The sequence below is a fragment of the Reinekea thalattae genome (genome assembly GCF_008041945.1).
GTDB classification, from domain to species: domain Bacteria; phylum Pseudomonadota; class Gammaproteobacteria; order Pseudomonadales; family Natronospirillaceae; genus Reinekea; species Reinekea thalattae.
Genome location: NZ_VKAD01000003.1, coordinates 198,474 through 222,599 on the forward strand (window position 1 = coordinate 198,474; position 24,126 = coordinate 222,599).

General features: G+C 45.7%; 26 protein-coding genes and 1 tRNA gene. 14 read left to right on the top strand and 13 right to left on the bottom strand.

What is annotated here, in order from left to right; all coding sequences use genetic code 11:
• Positions 1–42: 42 nt before the first annotated feature.
• From phoR to FME95_RS13275, 4 genes are all read right to left on the bottom strand, one after another.
• Positions 43–1,362: a phosphate regulon sensor histidine kinase PhoR gene (gene phoR, locus FME95_RS13260; RefSeq protein WP_147714976.1), complete on the bottom strand. Its 1,320-nt coding sequence runs from the start codon at positions 1,360–1,362 to the stop codon at positions 43–45.
• A complete protein-coding gene (gene phoB, locus FME95_RS13265) occupies positions 1,359–2,066 on the bottom strand; it encodes a phosphate regulon transcriptional regulator PhoB (RefSeq protein WP_147714977.1) in 708 nt (235 codons plus the stop codon). The genes phoR and phoB overlap by 4 nt, the downstream gene beginning before the upstream one ends.
• A gap of 86 nt (positions 2,067–2,152) precedes the next feature.
• On the bottom strand, positions 2,153–3,016 hold the full coding sequence (gene ubiA / locus FME95_RS13270) for a 4-hydroxybenzoate octaprenyltransferase (RefSeq protein ID WP_147714978.1): 864 nt from the start codon (positions 3,014–3,016) through the stop codon (positions 2,153–2,155).
• A gap of 109 nt (positions 3,017–3,125) precedes the next feature.
• Positions 3,126–3,695, bottom strand: coding sequence for a chorismate--pyruvate lyase family protein (locus FME95_RS13275; protein ID WP_246109384.1), 570 nt, complete (start codon positions 3,693–3,695; stop codon positions 3,126–3,128).
• 230 nt (positions 3,696–3,925) lie between these two features.
• Here FME95_RS13275 and FME95_RS13280 point away from each other — a divergent pair, with 230 nt between their 5' ends.
• The 6 genes from FME95_RS13280 to FME95_RS13305 all read left to right on the top strand — a co-directional run bounded on the left by FME95_RS13280 (position 3,926) and on the right by FME95_RS13305 (position 8,893).
• Complete coding sequence (locus tag FME95_RS13280; protein ID WP_147714980.1) at positions 3,926–4,201, top strand: HU family DNA-binding protein; 276 nt, start codon at positions 3,926–3,928, stop codon at positions 4,199–4,201.
• Positions 4,202–4,426: 225 nt separating this feature from the next.
• Positions 4,427–5,311, top strand: a complete 885-nt coding sequence (locus FME95_RS13285) for an adenylate kinase family protein (RefSeq protein WP_147714981.1) — start codon at positions 4,427–4,429, stop codon at positions 5,309–5,311.
• Positions 5,312–5,404: 93 nt separating this feature from the next.
• Positions 5,405–5,788 carry a RidA family protein gene (locus FME95_RS13290; RefSeq protein ID WP_147714982.1) on the top strand — a complete coding sequence of 128 codons (384 nt, stop codon included), beginning with the start codon at positions 5,405–5,407 and terminating at the stop codon, positions 5,786–5,788.
• A 167-nt stretch (positions 5,789–5,955) separates the two neighbouring features.
• Complete coding sequence (lpxL, locus tag FME95_RS13295) at positions 5,956–6,924, top strand: LpxL/LpxP family Kdo(2)-lipid IV(A) lauroyl/palmitoleoyl acyltransferase (RefSeq protein WP_147714983.1); 969 nt, start codon at positions 5,956–5,958, stop codon at positions 6,922–6,924.
• A 66-nt stretch (positions 6,925–6,990) separates the two neighbouring features.
• A complete protein-coding gene (locus FME95_RS13300) occupies positions 6,991–8,388 on the top strand; it encodes a M17 family metallopeptidase (protein WP_147714984.1) in 1,398 nt (465 codons plus the stop codon).
• Between the two features lie 52 nt (positions 8,389–8,440).
• Entirely contained in the window at positions 8,441–8,893 is a 453-nt protein-coding gene (locus FME95_RS13305) for a helix-turn-helix domain-containing protein (RefSeq protein WP_147714985.1), read from the top strand.
• A 30-nt stretch (positions 8,894–8,923) separates the two neighbouring features.
• Here the strand turns inward: FME95_RS13305 and FME95_RS13310 are convergent, their stop codons facing one another.
• From FME95_RS13310 to ettA, 4 genes are all read right to left on the bottom strand, one after another.
• Positions 8,924–9,562: an NAD(P)H-dependent oxidoreductase gene (locus tag FME95_RS13310; RefSeq protein WP_147714986.1), complete on the bottom strand. Its 639-nt coding sequence runs from the start codon at positions 9,560–9,562 to the stop codon at positions 8,924–8,926.
• A gap of 184 nt (positions 9,563–9,746) precedes the next feature.
• Positions 9,747–10,880 (bottom strand): hypothetical protein, encoded by a 1,134-nt coding sequence (locus FME95_RS13315; protein ID WP_147714987.1) that lies wholly within the window; start codon positions 10,878–10,880, stop codon positions 9,747–9,749.
• 115 nt (positions 10,881–10,995) lie between these two features.
• Positions 10,996–11,080: transfer RNA gene (locus FME95_RS13320), tRNA-Leu, on the bottom strand.
• Positions 11,081–11,237: 157 nt separating this feature from the next.
• Positions 11,238–12,893: an energy-dependent translational throttle protein EttA gene (gene ettA / locus FME95_RS13325; RefSeq protein WP_147714988.1), complete on the bottom strand. Its 1,656-nt coding sequence runs from the start codon at positions 12,891–12,893 to the stop codon at positions 11,238–11,240.
• A 170-nt stretch (positions 12,894–13,063) separates the two neighbouring features.
• Here ettA and FME95_RS13330 point away from each other — a divergent pair, with 170 nt between their 5' ends.
• The 4 genes from FME95_RS13330 (at position 13,064) to FME95_RS13345 (ending at position 16,750) form a co-directional block, all read left to right on the top strand.
• A complete protein-coding gene (locus FME95_RS13330; protein WP_187265536.1) occupies positions 13,064–13,762 on the top strand; it encodes a gamma-glutamylcyclotransferase in 699 nt (232 codons plus the stop codon).
• A 219-nt stretch (positions 13,763–13,981) separates the two neighbouring features.
• The gene (gene glyA, locus FME95_RS13335; RefSeq protein WP_147714990.1) at positions 13,982–15,244 is read left to right on the top strand and encodes a serine hydroxymethyltransferase; all 1,263 of its coding nucleotides are present in this window, start codon (positions 13,982–13,984) and stop codon (positions 15,242–15,244) included.
• Between the two features lie 126 nt (positions 15,245–15,370).
• Positions 15,371–15,655: a pyrimidine/purine nucleoside phosphorylase gene (gene ppnP, locus FME95_RS13340; protein WP_147714991.1), complete on the top strand. Its 285-nt coding sequence runs from the start codon at positions 15,371–15,373 to the stop codon at positions 15,653–15,655.
• Positions 15,656–15,844: 189 nt separating this feature from the next.
• Positions 15,845–16,750, top strand: coding sequence for a polysaccharide lyase family 7 protein (locus FME95_RS13345; protein WP_222709992.1), 906 nt, complete (start codon positions 15,845–15,847; stop codon positions 16,748–16,750).
• Positions 16,751–16,841: 91 nt separating this feature from the next.
• Here FME95_RS13345 and FME95_RS13350 read toward each other — a convergent pair whose 3' ends face one another.
• The 4 genes from FME95_RS13350 to FME95_RS13365 all read right to left on the bottom strand — a co-directional run bounded on the left by FME95_RS13350 (position 16,842) and on the right by FME95_RS13365 (position 19,906).
• Positions 16,842–17,477 carry a LysE family translocator gene (locus FME95_RS13350; RefSeq protein ID WP_222709993.1) on the bottom strand — a complete coding sequence of 212 codons (636 nt, stop codon included), beginning with the start codon at positions 17,475–17,477 and terminating at the stop codon, positions 16,842–16,844.
• A 57-nt stretch (positions 17,478–17,534) separates the two neighbouring features.
• Entirely contained in the window at positions 17,535–18,200 is a 666-nt protein-coding gene (locus tag FME95_RS13355) for an anthranilate synthase component II (protein ID WP_147714994.1), read from the bottom strand.
• A 72-nt stretch (positions 18,201–18,272) separates the two neighbouring features.
• Positions 18,273–19,652: an anthranilate synthase component I family protein gene (locus FME95_RS13360; RefSeq protein ID WP_147714995.1), complete on the bottom strand. Its 1,380-nt coding sequence runs from the start codon at positions 19,650–19,652 to the stop codon at positions 18,273–18,275.
• Between the two features lie 8 nt (positions 19,653–19,660).
• Complete coding sequence (locus tag FME95_RS13365) at positions 19,661–19,906, bottom strand: Trp family transcriptional regulator (protein ID WP_147714996.1); 246 nt, start codon at positions 19,904–19,906, stop codon at positions 19,661–19,663.
• Between the two features lie 132 nt (positions 19,907–20,038).
• On the opposite strand from FME95_RS13365, the gene FME95_RS13370 reads away from it, so the two are divergent.
• The 4 genes from FME95_RS13370 (at position 20,039) to FME95_RS13385 (ending at position 22,856) form a co-directional block, all read left to right on the top strand.
• The gene (locus tag FME95_RS13370) at positions 20,039–20,635 is read left to right on the top strand and encodes an anthranilate synthase component II (protein ID WP_147714997.1); all 597 of its coding nucleotides are present in this window, start codon (positions 20,039–20,041) and stop codon (positions 20,633–20,635) included.
• 14 nt (positions 20,636–20,649) lie between these two features.
• A complete protein-coding gene (gene trpD / locus FME95_RS13375; protein ID WP_147714998.1) occupies positions 20,650–21,681 on the top strand; it encodes an anthranilate phosphoribosyltransferase in 1,032 nt (343 codons plus the stop codon).
• Between the two features lie 189 nt (positions 21,682–21,870).
• A complete protein-coding gene (gene trpC, locus FME95_RS13380) occupies positions 21,871–22,677 on the top strand; it encodes an indole-3-glycerol phosphate synthase TrpC (protein ID WP_147714999.1) in 807 nt (268 codons plus the stop codon).
• Positions 22,677–22,856 carry a hypothetical protein gene (locus FME95_RS13385; protein WP_147715000.1) on the top strand — a complete coding sequence of 60 codons (180 nt, stop codon included), beginning with the start codon at positions 22,677–22,679 and terminating at the stop codon, positions 22,854–22,856. Before trpC ends, FME95_RS13385 begins: the two co-directional genes overlap by 1 nt.
• A 110-nt stretch (positions 22,857–22,966) precedes the next feature.
• On the opposite strand, the gene FME95_RS13390 is transcribed toward FME95_RS13385, so the two are convergent.
• Positions 22,967–23,767: a formate/nitrite transporter family protein gene (locus FME95_RS13390; RefSeq protein WP_147715001.1), complete on the bottom strand. Its 801-nt coding sequence runs from the start codon at positions 23,765–23,767 to the stop codon at positions 22,967–22,969.
• Positions 23,768–24,126 lie beyond the last annotated feature (359 nt).

The window sequence follows — 24,126 nt, forward strand, 5'->3', positions numbered from 1 at the left end:
CTGCTTAATTTGGGTAGTTTGCTAGGCTCTAGGCTAGAACTGCTAGTTGGAATATTCCGTTTCTACCTGTTCTGGGCTTAGTAAGCGAGATTCAGGGAACATGCAGCTAAAGGTCGATCCTTTGCCTTTTTCACTGCGAATATCTAGGCGAGCTTCGTGGCGTGCCAAGGCGTGCTTAGTAATCGCCAGCCCTAAGCCGGTGCCACCCTGTTCGCTCGAGCGGCCAGGATCGACGCGATAAAAGCGTTCGGTTAAGCGTGGGATATGATGCTGTTCAATGCCTTCACCTTCATCCGTGACGCTTAACACGGCACCGCGTTTGGTTTTGTGCCAGCTGATGGTGACTGTCGTTCCTGCAGGGCTATAGTTAACGGCGTTAAATACTAGGTTATTCAGTGCGGAGCGGACTTCACTACGACTGCCGCGCAACCAGTAATCGCTTTGGCAGTCGATAACAATGTTATGGTTTTGACTGGCTGAAAGCTCGCTAGCATCGGCGGCGGCCTGCTCAATAAAGCTGGGTAAATTGATGGCGTGATCAGTTTGATTATGTTCGCTGTCCAGCCGAGTGAGCAGCAACAGGTCATTGACCAGATTAGCCATACGCAAGGTTTGGTTGTTCATGGTATTTAACGCCTTTTCGATTGGCGGCGCTAAATTTTCAGAAAAACTAAGGATGTTTTCTAAATGGCCTTTGAGCACGGTAATAGGTGTTTTTAACTCGTGCGAGGCATTGGCAACAAAGTCCTGACGCATCTGTTCTAGTTGAGTCAGTCGTGTTACGTCGCGCAAGAACAGTAAACGCTCACCTTCACCGTAGACCGTCAATGAGATCTGAATAAAACCCTGTTGCTGAGCCGGGTTTTCTAAGGTGATCGGGTCGAGAGTGGCGTGCCGATTGTAATATTTGATAAAGCTAGGATCACGAATCAGGTTGGTCAGCAATTGGCCATGATCGTTTTTCCGTAAGTTCAGTAAGTCTCTTGCCGCGCTGTTCCACCATTGGATGCCGCCATTGGCGTCGAGAATGATAATGCCGTCGCTAAGCGCTTCAGTGGAACTGCGAATACGCTTTAGTACACCTCGATATTCACGAATTTGATCACGGTGATCTCGCTGTACGCGATAGAGGTGATCAAAAATAAGACCCCAAAGACCACTCGAGTCCGGCGGGGTTTTACGAGAACCAGAAACCAGCCAAGAGACCAAGCGGTGCTGTTGGTAGAGAATCCAGAAGAGGTAGCCCGTTACAGCCATGGTTGCCCATAACCAGGGCGCGCCAAACAAGTAACCGACCGTTAAAATTAAGATAAAAGAAACGATCAGTTTTTGGTAATAGTTTGGCCGTATATCGCGAATCATTGACTATCCATTTCGGTTAGCTTGGTCGAGAATCGATATCCTGTTCCGCGCACCGTTTGAATTAAAGGTTTAAATTCGTCGCCCAGTGCTTTACGGAGTCTTCGTATATGAACATCCACCGTGCGCTCGTCGACATAAACATTTCCACCCCAAACCTGGTCTAGCAATTGGCTGCGCGTATAGGCGCGCTCAGGGTGGCTCATAAAGAATTGTAACAGTCTAAACTCGGTTGGGCCCATGGAAAGTTCAGCACTATGAGCGGTGACTCGGTGTGAGTTAGGGTCCAAACGTAAACCGTTAACATCGATCGGGGCATCAATCCCCGCGGGCGTAGAGCGCCGTAAGACGGCCTTTAGGCGTGCTACTAACTCTCTCGGTGAGAAAGGCTTGGTAATGTAATCATCAGCACCGGCCTCTAAGCCTGCAATTTTATGATCCTCTTCACCTTTGGCGGTGAGCATGATGATTGGAATCTCAGCGGTTAGAGGGTCCCGTTTTAAGCGACGCGCCAGTTCAACACCACTGACATGCGGCATCATCCAATCTAGCAGAATAAGATCCGGTTTTTGGTCAACAACAAGACCGTGGGCATCTTGCCCGTTAGCCGCTTCAATAGTGTGATAGCCAGCCATCTCTAAAGCCGCTGCAATCACTTCTCGGATTGCCGCTTCGTCATCGACAATTAAAATGCTCCGCGTTGACATCTCTGTGTCCTCCACAAAATAGCGAAAATAATCGCACTATTTAACGCGACATATATGACAAAAATACTACAACTGTCATACAACTGTCAGAAAGTAGTAGCGTAGTGGAGAATGAGAGTTGTAAACAGCAATAAACCGATCCAGTGGTTATTTAAAAATGCTTTAAAGCAGGCGTCACGATCACGGTGCCGAATCAACCATTGCTGGTAGCCAAACAGTAAGGCTGTCAGCGAGACGCCGATCCACCAAAATAGCCCGAGTTCGGCTTGTAGGCCTAATAGCGCCCAGCTGGTTAGTGCTAATAGCTGGATGAGACCGACGATTAGTCGATCGTATTGACCAAATAAAATGGCCGTTGAACGTACGCCTAGCTGCAAATCGTCGTCACGATCAACCATCGCGTAAAGGGTGTCGTAGGCAACGGTCCAGAGTACGGTGGCTAAAAACAATAACCAGGTGCTGTTAGACAGTGGCACATCAAGAGCGCTATACGACATGGGAATCGCCCAAGCGAAAGCCGCGCCGAGAACAACTTGCGGCAAATAGGTGTAGCGTTTCATGAATGGATAGCAGGCGGCTAATAACACGGCGACCAGCGACAGCTGTACCGTTCGCCAGTTGGTTAGTAGCACCAATAAAAACGACATTAAAATAAGGCCAAAAAATAAGAACAATGCTTCTCTTTCGGTTACCAAGCCTAACGGAATCGGTCTGTTTTTAGTGCGCTTAACATGGCCGTCGATTTTTCGGTCAGCGTAGTCGTTAATAATGCAGCCCGCTGAACGCATAAAGATGACACCCAAAATAAAGATGATAAAGACTTTAGGGTCAGGGAAGCCTTCGGCTGCGATCCATAGCGCACTTAATGTCGGCCAGAGCAATAGATAAATGCCAATTGGGCGATTCAAACGAGTGAGATGGATGTAGTGTTTTAAGGATTCTTTATTCATAGAATCGGTACTGACTCCGTATCGAGAATGTATGTCTGGTCGTATCGCAGCGGCTTATTGTGAATCATTGGTCGCCCATTCGTTGACTAATCATTCACTGGTTGACAAGTTAATAGGCGGGCGCGTCGTGTAAAAATACTTCTGTCACCACCACAGGGTAGTCGTCTAGGCAGTATTTGGTTCGTCGCCCCCAAAGCTCATCCGCTGATGTTGAACCTGTAGGGTTAATTAAAGCACTGACCGGCAATTTTGCTGCGCTTCTGTCTGCTATTTTTAATCTAGGGTTTGCAAACAGCAGTTCACCCAAGGGGCGATTGTTCAGTTTTTGCAGTTCGCTTAACGGACTGTTGTCGATCAGCGGCATAACGCTACGTGCAAATACCCAAGGTTGGCCGTCACCCAATAAATAAACTTCACGCACCCAGTAATTGGGATAGATCTGTGCAACATCAAGGCTGAGTTGTTCATGCGGATCAATTTCAGCCAGGCGCTCATGGATGATGTTGACTGAAAATTGTTGGCAGCGGTCTTTTAATCGCAGCGTCAGCGACTCGGTATTACAAAGCCATTGCAGTGTCATGGCACTAAGTGATGAGTCTTTTTTAATGGCTGTACACGAGCCCCACAGGGAGTCTTGGTAGTGATCAAGCCAGTTGTTAGGGTCTTTGCTGAGCGGCATCAAGAATGGCCTCGTAAAAAATCGACACTATTATTAAGTAGTGGTTGATCGACTGTAAATGTTCTCTAGTCTTTAATAATACCGATTGAGGGAAAATAGGCTTGGCAAAAGCCTCTAGGACTGGGTAACCTAGCTGAACTTGAGTTTTTATCGGTGCTAATAACCGCGTTACAGATATCGAGCTATAAGAAAAACGACATTATAAAGCGAAATTTTAAAGGGAGTATATCATGCGAAAACCTGATTTAGCGGCGGCTCTAGCAGAGCGAGCAGATCTAACTAAAGACAAAGCTAACGAAGTATTAAACGAACTTCTAGATCAAATAACCCTTACAGTATCGAAAGGTGAATCCGTTTCTCTGATTGGTTTTGGGACATTTGAAACACGTTCACGCGCTAAGCGTATGGGTAAAAACCCTCAAACAGGCGCAGCAATTGAAATTCCAGCCAGTAATACGGTTGCCTTTAAGCCTGGTAAAGCGCTAAAAGAAGCCTGTAATTCGTAATTGAGCGTTTTACATTGAATGATCGTATTGAAAAAGCCCGTTACATTTGTTGCGGGCTTTTTTATGCGCGAGCTAACAGTAGGCGTTCTGATCGATTATTGATCAACTCTGTATTTGATCGGCATAGATTCGTTCTGCTGCTTATGTTTTTGCTGTCGAGCCGTTATTATTGCCGCCAGTTTTTACTATTGTCATTTATCATAATCGTAGCTAAGAGAGGACTTCATGGATGTTCAGCAACAGATAAAATCTTTAGTGCATGTTGAAAAGGTGCGCGTAAGAGATCCTGGGGTCATTATCCTCACGGGGCCATCTAGTTGTGGTAAGGGCGAGGTTGCTAATGCACTTTGTCGAACATTATCCATCCGCCCAGAAGCTCATCTGTCGATGGGTGAAATTTTACGTAGCACCTTTCGTGGCGCAAAGGATGATCCAGAATTTGCTGCGCTGTTGGCGTCGAAATACGATCTAAGCGCTGAAACTAATATCTTTGATTGCATCGACACCACCGAAGCACTAACTAATAAAGTACGTTCGTACACCGAAAACCTAGAAAAGTATTTCCAAAAAACAGGCATGGCTGAGCACACCTCGCAACTTGAATGGCTTGAGTTCTGTACCATGAATGGCTTACTGGTGCCGAACCGTTGGACCGAAAATTTCGTTGCGGCACACATTGAGCAAGCCCGTGCCACGCGCGAAGAAACCTTTATTTTAGATGGTTACCCGCGAACGGTGCGAGCAGCGGAACACCTGTTGGGCTTTTTAGAGTCGATGGATATTCCAGTATTAGCCGTGATGCATTTGAGCATCAGCCGACAAGAGATGATGAGCCGAGCGCAAGCTCGTGGCCGCGCCGATGACGATGAAGAATCGTTGCATAAGCGTTTTCAATTCTATATTGAAAATGTTCAGCCCAGCGTCGACTATATGAAAACTCGACTTGGCTCAGATCGAGTCTCACTGATCGATGCCCATCAGCCAGTTTATGATCAAACAGCCGAAGGCCCGGTGTTTAATTTAGAAGCATCAATTAAAGCGGTAGTGACCAGTGTTATGCGGGCTTTAGGTGTACCACGCGTGGTGTTGAAGGATTTACTTTCAAATTAACCGAGCACTCTTCAGGCGCTCAATTTATTTAATTTATTGTTATAAATTTTGATCTCTCGACAGAGTTCAGTAACGGTTTTACGGAGTTTTGCTATGAATAAAAACATTATTTCTACCGATAACGCCCCAGCGGCAATTGGAACCTATTCACAGGCTGTAAAGGTCGGTGACACCGTTTATTTGTCTGGCCAAATTCCATTGCTACCGAGCACTATGGAACTTATTGGTGAAAATTTTCGCGATCAGGTTAACCAGGTGTTTAAAAACCTAACGGCTGTTTGTGAAGCGGCCGGAGGCTCTTTGCAAGACATCGTTAAGCTGAATATCTTTTTAACCGACTTATCGCATTTCACTGTGGTCAATGAAGTTATGGCTGAATACTTTGAACAGCCTTATCCTGCGCGTGCCGCTATTGGTGTTGCTCAATTGCCAAAAGGCTCGCTGGTGGAAATGGATGGCGTTATGTCATTGGCCTAATCGCCTGCGTTAAGTAGATCGACGCCGCTGCCGTGAGCGAATGTTATCGTTTGGGGCAGCTTTTATCGTTTTGTCGGTAGCCTATTGGCAAAACGATTGGACTGAAAAAGACGCGCATCAGCGTTGCTTTCAAACAGCTTTATTATTCAACGTAGGTTATTCATTCGATGGCTCGAGCCAATAAAAAACATCGATCATCTGGCGATACTCAAAAAGATTCTCACGTCACGGATGTGTATCGATTTCGCGATTTTTTAGCCCCCCGTTATTGGAAGACTTGGATCAGCATCGCAGGTCTCTATAGCATTGCGTGGCTACCCATAGGTTTGCGTTCTGGCTTGAGTGTTGGCCTTGCTGCCATACTTAAAAAGATAGATAAGCGCCGCTTGCGAGTGGTGCAAAGAAACCTCGAACTGTGCTTTCCAGAAAAAACCGCACAGCAGCGAGCGCAGCTGTTAAAGGCGACCTATCATTCCTACGCAATGACCTTTATCGAAACTGCCCATGCTTGGTGTCGGCCGGTGCGTTCTATGCATCTGGAGATACAAGGCCGAGAATACATTGATGCGCTGCGTAGCCAAGGCCGCGGTGCTATTTTGGTGAGTGGCCATTTTGCACCCTTAGATATAGCCGCAGCCTTACTTGGCCAGAGTGATATCTCGGTGCAAGCGGTGTATCGCAAAGATAACAACCCGCTGTTTAATTATTTTATGACGCGTGCACGTGAACGTTATGCCGCCAGCTTGGTAGCGCGTAAAGACATTCGCGGCATGATTAAAAATCTAAAGCAGGGCGGTTTGTTATGGTACGCGCCAGACCAAGATTATGGCCGTCGACCTTCTATTTTTGTGCCTTTTTTTGGTGTTCAGGCGGCAACCATAACCAAGACTAGCGTCTTGGCCGAAGCAGGTGATGCTGCTGTAGTCCCCATGAGCGCCTATCGTACCGAGGGTGGCCGAAAAATTGTTATTCGCTTTGAAGCGCCGTTAAATATTCCGAGCGGTGATGAGCGAGCCGATGCTATCTGTATTAATCAGTGGTTAGAAACGCGTATATCAGAACACCCAGAGCAATACTTATGGTTTCATAAGCGCTTTAAAACTCGGCCTGAGGGTGAGGCGTCACTCTACGATTAATCGATCAAGCAAATGTTCGGCGCTATGTATTTGGCTGCGTATCAGTCATCAGTAACAGGATAAAAGATGAGACAGTTTGATTACCCCCAGTTTGAGGTTAGCGTTGTTAGCCAATTGCCAGAGCAATATGACAGCGTTATAGAATGGCGTGAGCAATCCGTAGAACCCTTCATTAATCAGAATCTCAAGGGCGAGCGTAGTTTACAAACCCTGTTGCCAAATGGTGCGCTATGGAGCTACCGCCGTGCATCGAGCAGATTAAAAACATTTGAATATCTGACCTTAGCGCGTTCATTGTGCAGCGGTGCCGTGCGTGCTCATGATCAGCATGTGGTGCTGCTGGCAGATAACGAAACGCTACTGGATGCGTTGCTTTCGGCCTTGTTGGCAGCGCACTTTAAGTTGCCGACCTTTAGCAGCCAAGAAAGCAATAATCGAGATTTAAAAATTACGCTACTGGGCCCGATCAGTGACGCTCAGCTAGAACAACGCTTGGCCGAGGCCAAAGGCAATGCCTTAGCTCGATTTTTAACTGTGCTACCGGCAAATGAGTTGAATCCAAAACAGTATCAAAGCTTAGCGCTTGAGCTTGCCGAAACAGAAGGCTGGCAATGCAAGGTTTATGATTACGATGAGCTAGCGTTGATTGGTGCAGGCGCTTTTATCAGTGTTGCCCGAGGTTCAAACCATAAAGATGCCGCAATCGTGAAGCTTGAGTATCGCGGTAATCCGGAATCCGAAGAGCACATTGCGCTGGTGGGTAAGGGCGTGACGATCGACACCGGCGGTTATAACTTAAAAACAGCCGGCTCAATGTTTGGTATGAATGGCGATATGGGCGGCAGTGCTGCGGTGCTTGCGAGTTTGTTAACCGCTTCCATGCTGAAGCAGCCGATTAATATAACCGGTTGGTTGGCGATTACAGACAACCATATTGGGCCGAATGCTTATCACGCCAACGAGTGGGTGAAAGCACTGAATGGTACAACGATTGAGGTGGTCGATACCGACGCCGAAGGTCGTATGATTCTTGCCGACACGCTAACGCTGGCCTCACGTCAAGCGCCGAGCTTGGTGATTGATTACGCCACCCTAACCGGTGCTTGCGTCGCGGCTTTATCGACACGCTATTCTGGCGTCTTTACCAATCAAGACGATTGGCTGTTGCCTATTATTGAGGCCGGAAAAATCAGTGGTGAGCGGGTTTGGCCGTTTCCGTTAGATGTCGATTATGACGAGCACATCAAAAGTAGCGTTGCAGATATTCAGCAATGCAACCCCGGAAAATCTTCAGACCATATCGATGCGGCACGTTTTCTCAGTCGTTTTGTTGAGCCGGGTGTTAATTGGCTTCATATTGACCTGTCGGCGGCAAAACATAAGGGCGGGCTTGCGCATATTCCTACCGATGTTACAGGTTTTGGTGTACGTTTAACGCAGCAGTTAATTCGTTCATTAGCCTAGCAAAGACTCTCTTAGCGAGGCAGTGAGCTGACGAAACGGAGGTCATAGCTTTATGACTAGAGTGCAGTACAGCGAGCAACCGCTTCGCTGCTTTGCCGATCGCTTAAAGGTGTTAATCGGCAATGCCAGTGTCTCAGCCTTTGCCAGAAAGGTTGGCTTAAACGAAAGCCTCATCCGTAAATACCTCAATGGCTCCGAACCGACCTTATCGCGCGCGGCTAAAATCGCACAAAAGACAGCGGTAAATGTCGATTGGCTGGCCTTTGGCCAAGGCAGCCCAGCACAGCCAAAATTAACCGATGCGGTTGCTTTGCTGCAATTAATTGAACAGCTAAGTCAGTTATACAGTAATCAACAGGGTGGGATTTCTCAGTCTCAGCGCGACCTTGTCGCCGTGCTGACTTACCAGCATATTAATGCGCAATGCTGCGATATTACCGAGTGTGATCTGGTCAGTGCTTATGATTTTGTTGTTAAGCGAGTGCAGCAGGCAGCGATTGAATAAGCCTGCCTGCTGTAGGCAGATATCGAGTTGTTACTTCATTTCGGTAATAAAGTCTTCTGTCGCACGGCGAACTTTTTTCAGATCTTTTAACCAGTCACCTTCCTCAGCGCGGTAGCCCAAAGGCAATAAGATCACCGAACGCAAGCCGCGTTCTTTTAAGCCTAAAATCTCATCGACTTTCTCGGGTACAAAGCCTTCCATCGGCGTGCAGTCGACCTGTTCTTCTGCCGCAGCGATCAGTGCAGTGCCCAGACCAATATAGGCTTGGCGTGCCGCGTGTTGATAGTTTTCTTCAGCACTGCGTTGTGGGTAGTTGCTGAGCAGCATTTGGCGATAATTTTCCCAACCTTCGTTCTTAAAGCCGCGTTCGTCGTTGACTAGGTCGAACATCTCGTTAATGCGATCTTCGGTGTAGTTATCCCAAGCCGCGAACACGAGCAGATGAGAGCCTTCGGTAATTTGAGCTTGATCCCAAGCGTTTGGCTGAATTTGCTGACGCAATTCAGGGTTGCTGACCACAATCACTTCGTAAGGTTGCAAACCGCTTGATGTTGCAGTTAGACGGATCGCTTCCAAAATGCGCTGTAGCTTGTCTTCTGGTACAGCCTTGCTTGGATCCATTTTTTTGGTGGCATAACGCCAGTTGAGTTTATCAATTAATGTCGACATAACAGCTCCTTAGGTACCGTCAAAACATCGAATGCATTTAGCCATAATCGCTTCGTTGCTAAGAGACTCATGCATTTAGACAGCGCTATATGGTGTTGCAAAGCGGTTACTTCAATAGGGTGGGTGATAATCGTGACTTTCGACTAAGAATGCGCAGGGGCTATTTTTTTATTAATGCTATTAATTACGTAGTCGCAAGGGTGTAGATATTACCACGTAACTCGATTGTGCCGTTATCACATAGCTCTTTTAAAAGAGTACTAAACGAAGGGTTGAAGGTCGTTTTATCTACTAGTTCCTTTAATTTAAGTTGATGAGCTTTAAGTGCATTAATGATTTCTTTTTTTGAGGTATCTTGTAAGTCAGTCAGAAATTTATTGAATGCGCTAAGCTCAGGAGCTTGCTTTAGTTTTTGAATTTCAGACTTCCCCGTCTCAGTTAATGAATATCTACTATTACCGAGTTTGGTTAAGTACTTTGCGGAAATGCATAATTGGATGGTTTCTTCTAAGGTGGCAGTGTCCATCTTTATTACATCGGCCCTTTTGGCACCGCCATATGCATTAGGGCTTTCAAATAACAGGAGTGTTTTTAGAATGCTGAACTTGGAATTGGCTTCTAAAGCCATTTCGTTATCAGTTGCCCAGCCGTCAACAGACCAAGTCTCGCTTGATACGTGATTTTTAGTTGAGGTCGCCATACTATCTATTGTGTTGCTTTCTTTTTCGTCGGTCTCATAAGCAATGAGCAATTCAGCTTTCTTTAGCTGTTCGACTAATAGGTTCTTTTGTACATCATCTAAGCCAGATTGATTTAGTACTTTTTCAGTGATGATATCGCTAATTTTTATTTGAGAGCTACGTAGGTCTTTAACCTCTTGAGTTAATGAATTATTTTCATCTAGCAGTTCTTCATGTTTTTGATTATCTCTTTGCAGCTTAGAAAATTGAATCTGAAAGCGCCTTATTTGTTCTTCATGCTGCTTAAGACTAATTGATTCGTACAGGTTTCTAGCGTTTAGCAATTTAATTACTTTCCCTCTTATGTATTTGGCAAGTACTTCCATTGACTCGCGTAAAGTTGAAGAGAAAGCTGAATAGAAGAAGCCCATACCAAGCGGAAATAAGAAGTGCATCCAGATGCTGGTATTGTTTAGGTAGTTAGAGATGAATTGCTGGTTGAAATCATGGGATTGGAAAAGCGCGGTAACAGTAATCGGCCAATTAAGAATTAACCAAGAAAGTATAAACGAAAGCCAAAAAGGGCTTGCGAACCTATCTTTAAGGAAATCTTTAAAGTCATTTATAGAGTCGAACATATAATGTCTTTAACCGTCAGCTAAATATCTACTAACGATATTCTAAGGATTCAATATATGCAATTAGGATAAATAAGGGGTCTTGCTTAGAAGATAGAAAGGACTTTCTATCAAATGGTGCGGACGGAGAGACTCGAACTCTCACACCTTGCGGCACCAGAACCTAAATCTGGCGTGTCTACCAATTTCACCACGTCCGCTCGTTTGAGTGGGGCGCATATTAGAGATTTTCTTTTTAAGATTCAAGCGCTTAGCGAAAAAAAGTTAGAAATATTTGGTTTTTTTTCAATATCGGTCGTCGATTGGCTGCAAAGCCAGCAAAATGGCGGGCGGCAATAGCGCCGCCCGCTGCAAACGCTATTTAATGCGCTTATATTTTATACGCTGCGGGCCGCTGTTACCGGTACGCGATTTGTGGTCTTCTTCGTATTCACTGTAGTTACCTTCAAAGAAGACGGCTTTTGAGTCGCCCTCAAAGGCTAAAATGTGCGTCGAGATACGATCCAAGAACCAGCGGTCATGCGAAATAACCACCGCAACACCAGGGAAGGCGAGCAGAGCTTCTTCTAGCGCACGTAAGGTTTCGACGTCGAGGTCATTGGTCGGTTCATCGAGCAACAGCACGTTGCCGCCTTCTTTTAGCAGCTTGGCAAGGAATAAGCGGTTACGCTCACCACCTGAAAGGTTTTTCACCAGTTTTTGCTGGTCGCCGCCTTTAAAATTGAACCGGCTGATGTATGAACGAGACGAAGTTTCCCAGCCACCAATGGTGATCATATCCATACCGTCGCTGACTTCTTCCCAGACGGTTTTGTCGCCATTCAGCTCACGCATCTGGCCAACAAAGGCGGGCTTGACCGTTTCACCAATGCGAATGGCACCGGTATCGGGCTGTTCCATACCTGCAATCATTTTAAACAGCGTCGATTTACCGGCACCGTTACCACCGATAATGCCGACAATGGCGCCGGGCGGAATGTTGAAGTTCATATCTTCGTACAGTAATCGGCCATCAAAGGATTTACTGATGTCGGACGCTTCAATAACGATGTCACCTAAGCGAGGGCCGGGTGGAATATAGATTTCGTTGGTTTCGTTACGGGTTTGGAATTCGGCAGAGTTCATTTGCTCGAACTGTTTTAATCGCGCCTTAGATTTAGATTGACGGCCTTTGGCTCCTTGGCGAACCCATTCCAATTCTGACTTAACGGCTTTTTCGTGTGCTGATTGCTGCTTGGATTCCATCTCTAAGCGTTTTTCTTTCGCTTCTAGCCACTGGCTGTAGTTGCCTTCAAACGGAATGCCGTGGCCACGGTCCAGTTCTAGAATCCAACCGGCGACGTTATCAAGGAAGTAACGGTCATGCGTGATCGCCACAACAGTGCCAGAATAGTCGTGTAAAAAGCGCTCTAGCCAAGCAACGGATTCGGCATCCAAATGGTTGGTCGGCTCGTCTAGTAATAGCATTTCTGGGTTCGAAAGCAGCAAGCGACAAAGTGCGACACGGCGGCGTTCACCACCAGAAAGGTGTACCACTTTGGCGTCCCATTCGGGTAAACGCAATGCATCGGCGGCGATCTCTAAACGGGTTTCCATGTTATGGCCGTCTGCCGCGTTAATGATGTTTTCGAGTTCTTGCTGTTCAGCGGCAAGTTTGTCGAAGTCAGCATCCGGTTCGGCGTAAGCTGCGTAAACTGCTTCCAGCTTCACTTGCGCTTCTTTGATGTGATCCAGCGCTTCTTCAACAATTTCACGCACAGTTTTGCTGTCGTCTAGTTCAGGCTCTTGCGGTAAGTAACCAATGTTCAAGCCCGGTTGAGGGCGAGCTTCGCCAATAATATCGGTATCGATACCGGCCATAATGCGCAACAGCGTGGATTTACCCGAGCCATTTAAACCCAGTACGCCAATTTTCGCACCGGGGAAAAATGAAAGTGAGATGTCTTTGAGGATTTCGCGTTTTGGCGGCACGATTTTGCCGACGCGATTCATGGTGAAAACGTATTGAGCCACCGAAAATTCCTTAGTTTAGAGAGTTAAAAACAGCGCAAATTCTAGCAGTGCTGGTACAAACTATCTACGTAAGTCGAGTGATTGACTGAGCTGGCTGCTACATAACAGCGCTTGTATCTATTGAGCTTGCTCAGTAAGGTTGGGATTTGATATTGACTTAAAGAGTTATGATGCCGTTTAACCGAGATGCCATTAAAGAGGGTTTGTTCCAACAGATAGCTGCCGACGCCGAAGCCAAGGGCTTAATTAAGCTATCAACCGCTGAAGAACGTGAAGCCAGTTGGCGTAGTTTGCTGGCGGAAAATCCGAATGCCGACGGTGCTGTTTGGGTGTTTGCCTATGGTTCATTGTTGTGGAACCCAGCGATTCACGTTGAGCAAACGGTTAATGCCCGGCTTGAGGGTTATCATCGTGATTTCACTTTGCGTACTTACATTGGTCGCGGCAGTGAACAGCAGCCGGGGTTGGTTTTGGGGCTAGAAGATGGTCTCTTCTGTGAAGGCCAAGCTTTAAAAATACCTGCAAAAAAGGTTGAGTCTGAGCTTAGCCTGCTTTGGGCGCGCGAAATGGTATCGAGCGCCTATATTCCGACTTGGTTACCGATGCTTACTGATCAGGCCGAACCGTTTTACGGAATCGGTTTTATCATGGATAAAAGCTACCCTCATTACGCCGCTAACCTAAGCTTTGAACAGCGTTGTCACGATTTAGCCTTTGGTGAAGGGTCGTTAGGGCGCGCTGCAGATTATCTGTTCGATACGCTGACATCATTAACTGAAATGGGGATCGAAGACGCCTTGCTGGAACGTTACGCTGAACGGGTAAAACAACTGATTGCCGAGCATTTGGCGTTGCCCAAGGCTGATTAAGATCAGCAAGCGAAACAGATTGTTGCGAAATATTTCTAATCTGTTACTGGGATAACTAGGGCCATTGTGTACAATACGCGACTCTTAAAAAAGTCGCGTTTTTCAGCGAAAAACCTGACTTATTGAACGAATTTTCGGTCGCAGCGAGCCCGTTTAACGTATTCATTTGCGTGTAACAGTCATTCTGAATTTGCTGCCCAACCACAGTGGAGAGCCCCCATGTTTGAAAAAACCATGAATATTGCGGACTACGATGCCGACCTATGGCAGGCCATGGAGTCAGAGCGTAAGCGTCAGGAAGAACATATCGAACTGATTGCATCAGAAAACTACACCTCGCCTCGTGTCATGCAAGCGCAGGGCTCTCAGCTAACCAACAAGTACGCCGAAGGCTATCCGGGCAAGCGTTACTATGGCGGCTGTGAATATGTTGATGTGGTTGAACAGCTTGCTATCGACCGTGCTAAAGAGCTATTCGGTGCCGATTACGCCAACGTACAACCTCACTCGGGCTCACAAGCCAATGCGGCCGTTTACATGGCAGTTTGTAAGCCGGGCGATACTGTTTTAGGCATGAGCTTGGATCACGGTGGTCACCTAACTCACGGTGCTCCGGTATCCTTTTCTGGTCGTATCTATAATGCCGTTCAATATGGTCTAAACCCTGAAACAGGGGAAATCGATTACGATCAGGTTGAAGCACTTGCTCGTGAGCACAAACCTAAAATGATCGTCGCAGGTTTCTCTGCTTACTCATTAATTATTGATTGGGCGCGTTTCCGTAAAATTGCCGATGAAGTGGGCGCGGTCTTCTTTGTCGATATGGCACACATTGCTGGTCTTGTTGCAGCGGGCGCTTACCCAAGCCCAATGCCTTATGCCGATGTTGTTACAACCACAACGCACAAAACATTAGGCGGTCCACGTGGCGGTTTGATCCTGGCTAAAAAAGACGAAGAGCTGAATAAAAAACTGAATTTCGCGGTATTCCCTGAAAGTCAGGGTGGCCCATTGATGCACGTGATTGCCGCCAAAGCGGTTTGCTTTAAAGAAGCGATGGAGCCGGAATTTAAAGAATACCAAATGCAGGTAGTCAAGAACGCTCAAGCAATGGCAGCGACCTTCATGGAACGTGGCATCAACATTGTTTCTAACGGTACTGAAGACCACCTGTTCTTAGTGGATCTAATCGGCAAAGAATATTCTGGTAAAGATGCAGACGCCGCACTGGGTAAAGCCAACATTACGGTGAACAAAAACTCGGTACCAAATGACCCGCGCTCACCTTTCGTGACCTCTGGTTTACGTATTGGTGCGCCAGCCATTACTCGTCGCGGCTTTAAAGAAGCAGAAGCGAAAGAGCTAACCGGTTGGATTTGTGATGTTTTGGATAGCCTAGAAAACGGCAATTCAGATGCAGTGATCGAGCAGGTTAAAAATAATGTGTTAGAAATCTGCAGCCGCTTTCCAGTTTATAAATAGCCTGTTTATAAATAAGCTGTAGCGATATTTTTTATTGCGTTAAAAAGCCGGTGATGACCGGCTTTTTTTTGCGTGTTTATCCTTATTGGAATTTTCTCTAAACTATATTTTTCAAAGGAGTTTTTTATGTCTTTTAAAGTGAATAGTTATTTTAACGATCAAGTTTATTCAATTGCTTTTCAATCAGAAAGCGGTCCTTGTACGTCCGGTGTTATGGCGATTGGCGAATACACCTTTGGTACTAGCCAAAATGAATTGATGAAAGTGATCGAAGGTGAGTTAGAAGTAAAACTGCCAGGTAGCGATCAGTGGCAAAAATTTCCTGCAGGCAGTGAATTTAACGTCGCTGCGAACCAATCTTTCGACGTAAAGGTTGCAAAAGAAACGGCTTATCTTTGCTTCTATAGCTAGTGTTTTTAGAGCGATCGTTTTTATACGAACGCTGCAATCGCCATTCTCAAGCTAGTCACCTAGTGTGTCGGCGACCTTAAGGTTTGTCTTTAAGCGCCGATGCATTCTAATGGTGTTATATCTTAGTTTTACTCCACACTTCTTCTACACTCATTTATGGGTGATTTAAAAATAAATAAAGGAAACAAGATGAAAAAATTAGTAATGACCAGTTTAACAGCGTTATTGGCTGTTTTGACTAGTGGGTTATCGATGGCTGCAGACGCTAAAGCACCTTCAACAAAGTTCGATCTTTTAGGCTGGACATTGAGTGTGCCGGTAGATGATGATGGCAACGGCAAGTCTGATCAAATTAAAGAAAAAGCATTGAATTCTGGCTATGTATCGCCTGAGTTTTTTTACTTGAACGACGAAGGTGGCATGGTGTTTAAATCACCGATTGAAGGTGCTAAAACATCGGCGAACACAACCTATACTCGCTCCGAGTTACGTGAAATGATTCGCCGAGGAGATACCAGCCATAAAACTCAAGGTGTTGGTGGTAACAACTGGGTGTTTTCTACTGCACCAGCTGAAGACTTAGCCGCTGCTGGTGGTGTTGATGGTTCTATGGAAGCGACCTTGTCAGTTAACCACGTTACCACCGGTGGTGAAGGCTACCAAATAGGCCGAGTGATTATTGGTCAGATCCATGCGACTCATAATGAGCCGATTCGTTTGTATTACCGCAAATTGCCAGGTAATAGCAAAGGTTCTATCTACTATGCACACGAACCAACAAAAGAGTCGGGTAAGAAAGAAATTTGGGTTGAGATGGTTGGCAGTAAGAGTAACAGCGCCAGCGATCCAGCAGATGGCATCGCACTGGATGAAAAATTCAGCTACCGTATCGATGTTAAAGGTAATGAATTAAAAGTGACGTTGATGCGTCCAGGTAAGCCTGATGTTGTTCGTGTTACTGACATGAGCGAAAGTGGTTACGATAAAGGCGGCATCTATATGTACTTTAAAGCCGGTGTTTATAACCAAAATAAATCGGGCGACCCAGACGATTACGTACAAGCAACGTTCTATGATTTAAACGTAACTCACTAAGTTAGCTTCTTAATTTTTTAGTTGCTTAGTTAGCCAAAACGAATCTCTTAGCTACTCTAATTTAAAAACCCAGACGTTTACTCTGGGTTTTTTATTGCCTAAAAATAGGCGCAATAAGCGACAGAGCCAGTAAAAAGAACACTAATGCGGCAATTTTATTGAGGTAGCTTTGCGCTCGTGTGGAGCGACTAAACCAGTGACTAATACTGCCAGAAAGCAAAGCGATGAAATTAAAGACGATGAACGTCGCCAAAATAAAAATAAAACCAAAAAGAAATATTTGCGGTGCAATTGCAGCGGCTTCTGGATTTGCGAATTGTGGTAAAAAAGCCAAAAAGAAAATAGACACCTTGGGGTTGGTCAGGTTCATAACGATACCGCGGCGGTAAAGCGCACTAAAGCCGAGCTCTGGAATAGCAGTTTTACTGCTGGTATCTTCTTGGCTCGCCTTTACTGCTTGCCAAGCCAAATAAAGTAAGTAAGCAGCGCCGATTATTTTAAGTCCATTAAAAGCCGTTGTTGACGTTTGGAAAATGGCGGCGACACCAAAGGCAACCAGCGTTGTGTGTACCACTAAGCCGGTGCATAAACCCAATACGACAAAAAATCCAGATTTACGGCCATACAGTGCGGATAAAGTCAGGACAAAAATATTATCTGGCCCGGGTGCTAAACTTAATAGTACCGAGCTTAGGGCAAGTGTGAGTAGTGAGTCGATCGCTGGCAAAATAAAATCCTATAAGTTGTAAAACCTAATGAGTTTTTAGCCGAAGCTCATACAAGGTTAAAGGAATAAAAAGTTACGGATTAAATCTTTACCGCCTTCGGTCGCGAACGACTCGGGATGAAACTGAATGCCATGAATCGGATAGTCGATGTGTTCAATACCCATGATTTCGAAGTCGTCACTGCTGGCCTGTTTTATTTTTTCTCGATCATCAAAGCTTTCTTGACTCAATGAACCGACGGTTGCCGTTATTCGTAGACAGTCTGGTAGCGTTTGTTGATTGGCTATTAAGGAGTGGTAGCGCATCACTTCGAGTTGGTCTGGTAAACCGTTAAAAACACCGCTGCCATCATGATTGATTGGGCTAATTTTACCGTGCATAGGCAAGGGCGCTTTGACTACCTCGCCGCCAAAGCAATGCACAATGCCTTGCATGCCGAGGCAAACACCCAGCAGTGGAATGGTTTTTCCAAGTTCTAATATCACCTCAGCACAGACGCCAAAGTAGGCCGGGTCATCCGGGCTGCCAGGCCCCGGTGAAATAATGATTTTATCGGGATTGAGCTGTTTGATCTGATCAATATTGAGTTCATCATTACGCTTTACGCTGATGCTGAAATTTTCTAGCGTCGCGTTTGCTTTTTCACTCTCTAAAATTTCACCAATAAATTGGTACAGGTTGAAAGTAAAAGAATCGTAGTTGTCGATAATTAAAATGTTCATAACAATGGGCTTCATAAGTAAGTAGTGGGCTGAAAAAAGTATCGAGCTATTAATTGATCAATGAGCTGAACGTTATTCGCTCATGAATAGATCGAGTACTTTTTTAGTGCCGGCAAATTTTCGTTTAATTTCTTCGTATTCATCCGCTGGGTTGGAGTCGTAAACGTTACCGCCGCAGGTTTGTACGTAAGCCTTTTCACCATTGGCAAAAACGGTTCGAATCGGAATCGCAAAAGTACAGTCGCCATTAAAAGAAAAATTACCAACAGCGCCACCGTATGGGCCGCGACCGTCGGTTTCTAAATCATCAATAATTTTCATCGCTTCAATTTTAGGCGCGCCGGTAAGTGTGCCAGCTGGGAAGTTGCTTGCTAGTGCGCTGAACATATCGTGCTTATCATCGATAAGGCCGACAATTTCACTCGAAATATGCTGCACATGACTGAAGCGTTTAATGTCCATAAGGCTGCGCACCTTAACGCTGCCAAAGCGGGCGACTCGACCGATGTCGTTGCGATGCAGGTCGACAATCATATTGTGTTCGGCAATTTCTTTAGGGTCGTTAAGTAGCTTACGTGCAAGAGCGGTATCTTCTTCAACCGTTTTGCCGCGTAGCGTCGTTCCTGCCAGTGGGAAAGTATCCATTTCTCCCTGACGTAAACGGAATAAAATTTCTGGGCTAGCGCCGATAATTTTTTGTTCGCCAAACTTGACGTAATACATCATGGGCGAAGGATTAATGTCGCGAAGCTTTTCGTATAAATTGATGCAGTCGCCTTTCATGTCGAAGTATTTTTTAAAGCCGACTTCGGTCTGAAATATTTTTCCGTCAATAATATCTTGCTTTACTTTTAATACCGCCTCGGCGTGTTCAGCCTGAGTCATACCGTCGTGGAAGTTAGATATTTCTAAATCACCGTTACCCTGATAAGGCGCGGTCAATAATTCTTGTACCAGCGCGATGCGGTTGTCGGTGTAGTAAAAATAAAAAACTTCACCGGTCATTTTGTCGAGTACTAGGCCGTCTTTGAACAAGCCAAAGCGAAAGGCGTCAAACAGTTCGCTGGACTGAACGTTGAGTGACGGCTCGAAGTAATTCATAGCGTCATAGCCCAAATAACCAGACAAACCGCCGCAGTACATCCGTGAGATGATGTTTTGCGGCATCAGCTGGCGTAGCTGGTAATAGGGGTTGTCGCAGTCAATCGTCTCGCTGCTACCGTCGCGCTCCTCAATGGTGAGTTGGTTTGCATTGGCGTAGATGATTCTTTCTGGGTCGAAGCAAATGGTGGAATAACGCGCAATGTGGCTTTCTTCGCCAAGCGACTCCAGCATGATGCAGTTATCGAATTTTTTTTCGACCTTTTTAAACAGTTCAAAAAAATCGCACTGATCGGTGACTTTTATGTATTGCGGTTTGCGAGGTAAGGCAAATTTTTCAGCAAGGGTCATGAGGTGGTTTACTCTTCTTCTTTTAAGGCGCGCGCGCCACGTGATACGGTGGCAATGCCAACCCCGAGTTGCTCGGCGATCTTCCGTTGTGGAATCCCCTGTTTCAGCATTTTGAATATTTGTAAGCGTTTGCACACTTCATCATATTCTGTCGGTGTTAGCAGCTGCTGTAGGCGGTTGTCCATTTGCTCAGGCTGTTTTGCTTGCAGCAAATAGTCGATAAGTTCATCTTTCATTGAGTCGTATGTATTCATGTACTAGTATGCTATAGCAATTTGCGGTAGAGTCAATGCCGAATTGATGATCGATGTTGTGATATTATCAGCCGCTAGACTGTTAATATCGGCAAGCCGCAGAGGCTTCATTGAGGTTGGGAATAGCAAGCTTTGTTGTTAGTGATCGATAACTATGACTCCTTCACCCATATGTTGGTGAATTACTTACAGTGCTTTGACTTGGATGTTTTAGTAAAGCAGAACGATGAGCTTAGTATTGAGCAGATTGAGGCGCTGGCACCTGAGTTGTTGTTACTTTCGCCAGGGCCCTGTACGCCGAATGAAGCCGGAATCAGTTTACAAGCGATTCGCCATTTTGCCGGTAAAATACCGATGCTCGGTGTTTGCCTAGGACACGAGGCGATTGCTCAGGCATTTGGCGCCCGTATCGTCAAAGCAAAGCAGGTGATGCACGGTAAAACGTCTATTGTTCACCATAAGGGTGTTGGCCTATTTAATGGCTTACCGAATGCATTTCAGGTAACGCGCTATCATTCGCTGGTGGTTGAGCAGGCGAGTTTGCCGCCCTGCATTGAGGTTACCGCTTGGACGCAAGACGATGCCGGTCATCTTGATGAAATCATGGCCATTCGCCATAAAGAGTACGCTATTGAGGGTGTTCAGTTTCACCCTGAATCGGTACTGACCGAGCAAGGTATGGCGCTGCTCGCTCAGTTTATCCAGCAAGCAAAGAACAGCAAAAAATAATAGGAGAGGCAACGATGGATATTAAACAGGCATTGGTTCGCTTTACCGGTCACGGCCATTTAAGTCGTCAAGAAATGCAGCAAGTTATGCAACAAATTATGGCGGGTCAATGTACCGATTCGCAGATTGGTGCTTTTTTGATGGGTTTGCGTATGAAGGGTGAAACGGTCGAAGAGATTGTTGGCGCCGCTTCGGTGATGCGCAGCTTATCAACCAAAGTAACGATTCAAGCCGATCATTTAGTCGATACCTGTGGCACTGGTGGCGCAGGACAAAAACTATTTAATGTTTCTACTGCCAGCGCTTTTGTTGTCGCCGCTGCCGGTGCACAAGTGGCTAAGCATGGTAACCGTGGTGTCTCGTCAGGTTTTGGCAGTGCCGATTTACTTGAAAAAGCAGGCGTAAATTTAGACATTGCACCGGATGCGATTGCTCGTTCGATTGAAACCGTCGGTGTTGGTTTTATGTTTGCCCAAGCGCATCACAGTGCCATGCGGCATGCGATTGGTCCGCGTAAAGAAATGGGCTTGCGTACCATCTTTAATATGCTTGGCCCATTGACCAACCCGGCCGGTGTGCAAAACCAAGTTGTTGGCGTCTTCAGCGCAGAGCTTTGTGAGCGTCTGGCTCGGGCATTAAAAGAACTCGGCAGTCAGCATGTCATGGTGGTGCATTCTGATGATGGATTGGACGAATTTAGCATCGCAGCGCCAACCAATGTTGTTGAATTAAAAGATGGTGAAATTAATGCCTATCGTATTTCACCGGAAGATCTTGGTTTGGCGACGCAAAGTCTAGCAGGCTTAAATGTGCAAGACGCGGGCATGAGTTTGGAATTAATTAAAACAGTCTTCGCCGGAGCCTCTAGTGAAATTAGCGCTCGTGCCGCCGATCTTATTGCGTTAAATGCCGGTGCAGCGATTTATGTTTCGGGTAAAGCCGATACCTTTTCAGCCGGTGTTGCAATGGCAGAGGATGCTATATCGACAGGCTTAGCCGCTGAAAAACTGGCTGAATTTGTTGAGTTCACACAAAGCGCGGGTTAAGCGTGGTTTTATAAGCGGATGGGCTTTTCTGGCGAGTACTGAAATTTAGGCACTGGAATTAAATGCTCGGTATTGGTGTTAAATGCCGGTAGCTAAGTGAAGTGCTGGAAAGAGCCGATCCATTGTTGTTTATTGACCAGATGTATTGGTCGTATTGAGAAAGCCCTATTGGCTTGAGCGTTAGTATTAATGACAAAAGATACTCCTACGATTTTAAAAAAAATCATTGATCGAAAATTTGAAGAAATCTCGCAACGAAAAAAGAACATTAGCGAACGTGATTTTGAACAAGAGTTCGATCGTTATGCGCCGCCGCGCGGCTTCGCTGAGGCGATGAAAAACAAAGTCGCTGCGGGCCATTCTGCGGTGATTGCAGAAGTGAAAAAGGCGTCGCCTAGTAAAGGCGTATTGCGCGAAAATTTTGTACCGCAGCAGATCGCAGAAAGTTATCAAAAAGGCGGTGCGGCTTGCCTGTCGGTATTAACGGATCGAGATTTCTTTCAGGGCCACGAAGACTATTTAATTCAAATTCGAGAGTCGGTTGAACTGCCGGTAATCCGTAAGGATTTTTTAGTCGACTCTTACCAAATAGCCGAAGCTAAAGCGATCGGTGCTGACTGTGTATTATTAATTGTTGCCGCGTTGGATGACGCCAAACTGAAAGATTTGCATGCCCAAGCAACTGAATACGGTATGGATGTATTAATTGAAGTGCATGATAAAGCTGAAATGGAATCGGCGTTAAAGGTTGATAATTTTTTAATTGGCGTCAATAACCGTAACTTACATACCTTTGATGTCTCGTTACAAACGACAATCGATCTTAAAAGTATGCTGCCGTCAGATCGAATGTTTGTCACAGAAAGCGGCATCATCACCCCGCAGGATGTGGCGTTAATGCGTCAGCATGATGTTAATGCCTTCTTGGTTGGTGAAGCCTTTATGCGTGCCGACGAGCCGGGCGAAAAACTAGCAGAATTATTTGGAGCCAACTAATGCCACCCATTGTATCGATTTTACTTGTATTAACTCTGGCGATATTAGCAGTAGTGATGTTTACCTCACGTACCGCAAAGCCGGTTACCGAAAAACAAATGCACAAGTATGGCAATATTATTCGCATCTTAATTGTTGTGATGATGGTTTCGGCTGCGGTTAAAATGTGTACCGGCTAAAGGCGGTGGCGCATACTTAAGTATTGAAAAAACGGCACATTGGTTAACTTAATAACCAATGTGCCGTTTTTTTTGCGTTGAATAACTAGATAGAGAACCTAGATAGTGAACTAACTTGTTTTGGTTCGTACGTGAGTGAGATAAAGAGGTAAGCCGACTAACAAGAAGCCGCCAGCCAGATTACCCAATGCGGTTGGAATCTCGTTCCAGATAAAGTAATCCACCACGGTAAAGTCGCCGCCCATAATCATTGAGAATGGGAATAAAAACATGTTCACAATTGAGTGCTCGAATGCCATGTAAAAGAACAGCATGATCGGCATCCACATGGCTGCCATTTTACTGCCCGCGGAAGTTGAAATCATGGCGCCAACAACACCCATTGAGACCATCCAATTACACAACATGCCGCGAATAAAAATAGTAAACCAACCAGCAAGTCCGTGATCTTTATAGCCTAAGGTGCGTGACTCACCAATGGTACTTACTTTTGCTGCCACTGCGCCGCCATCAGTATGATAGCCGTAAGTTAAAATATAGGAGGCAAAAAAGGCGACCGTTAGAGCGCCGGCAAAGTTGCCTAAAAAAACCAAGCCCCAGTTACGAAACAAACCTTTCATGGTGCAATCTTTGCGTTTGTCGATAACGGCGAGAGGCACAAGCGTAAACACGCCGGTCAATAAATCGAACTTCATCAGATACAGCATAATAAAGCCGACAGGGAATAACACCGCGCCTAATAATGCATTGCCTGTATTGGTGATGACGGTAATGGCGAAAAACGCCGCGAGCGCTAAAATTGCACCGGCCATAAAGGCGCGAATAAAAGTATCTCGAGTCGACATAAATATTTTTTGCTCGCCAGCGTCGACCATCTTAGTGACGAATTCTTTAGGTTCTAAATAAGCCATACTGTTCCTCATTAATTAACCATGCACAGGACGCACGCCATTATGCAATTGAGTGGAGTTTAAGTTGTTTGGGGGTTCCCATCTATAACAAGGACGTTACAGAACATCAGGGCAAAAATAGTGCTTTGTTCAGGTGGAGATCACCGCCGTTGGTGATTTTGGAGCATGGAGTCTGTTGATGATATTTCGACTCTGCATATTAAAAAGCAAGCAGAGTGCCAAAGAGCATGCAGTTTACAAAAGGGCGTTCAGCGCCTTGGTAGCGGCAGTTGCGATGGTTGTTGTTCTTTTTAGCAATAAATAAAAGCACTAAGTTTATGCTTTTTACATTAGGGTGCGTCAACAAAGTGCGTGTTCGG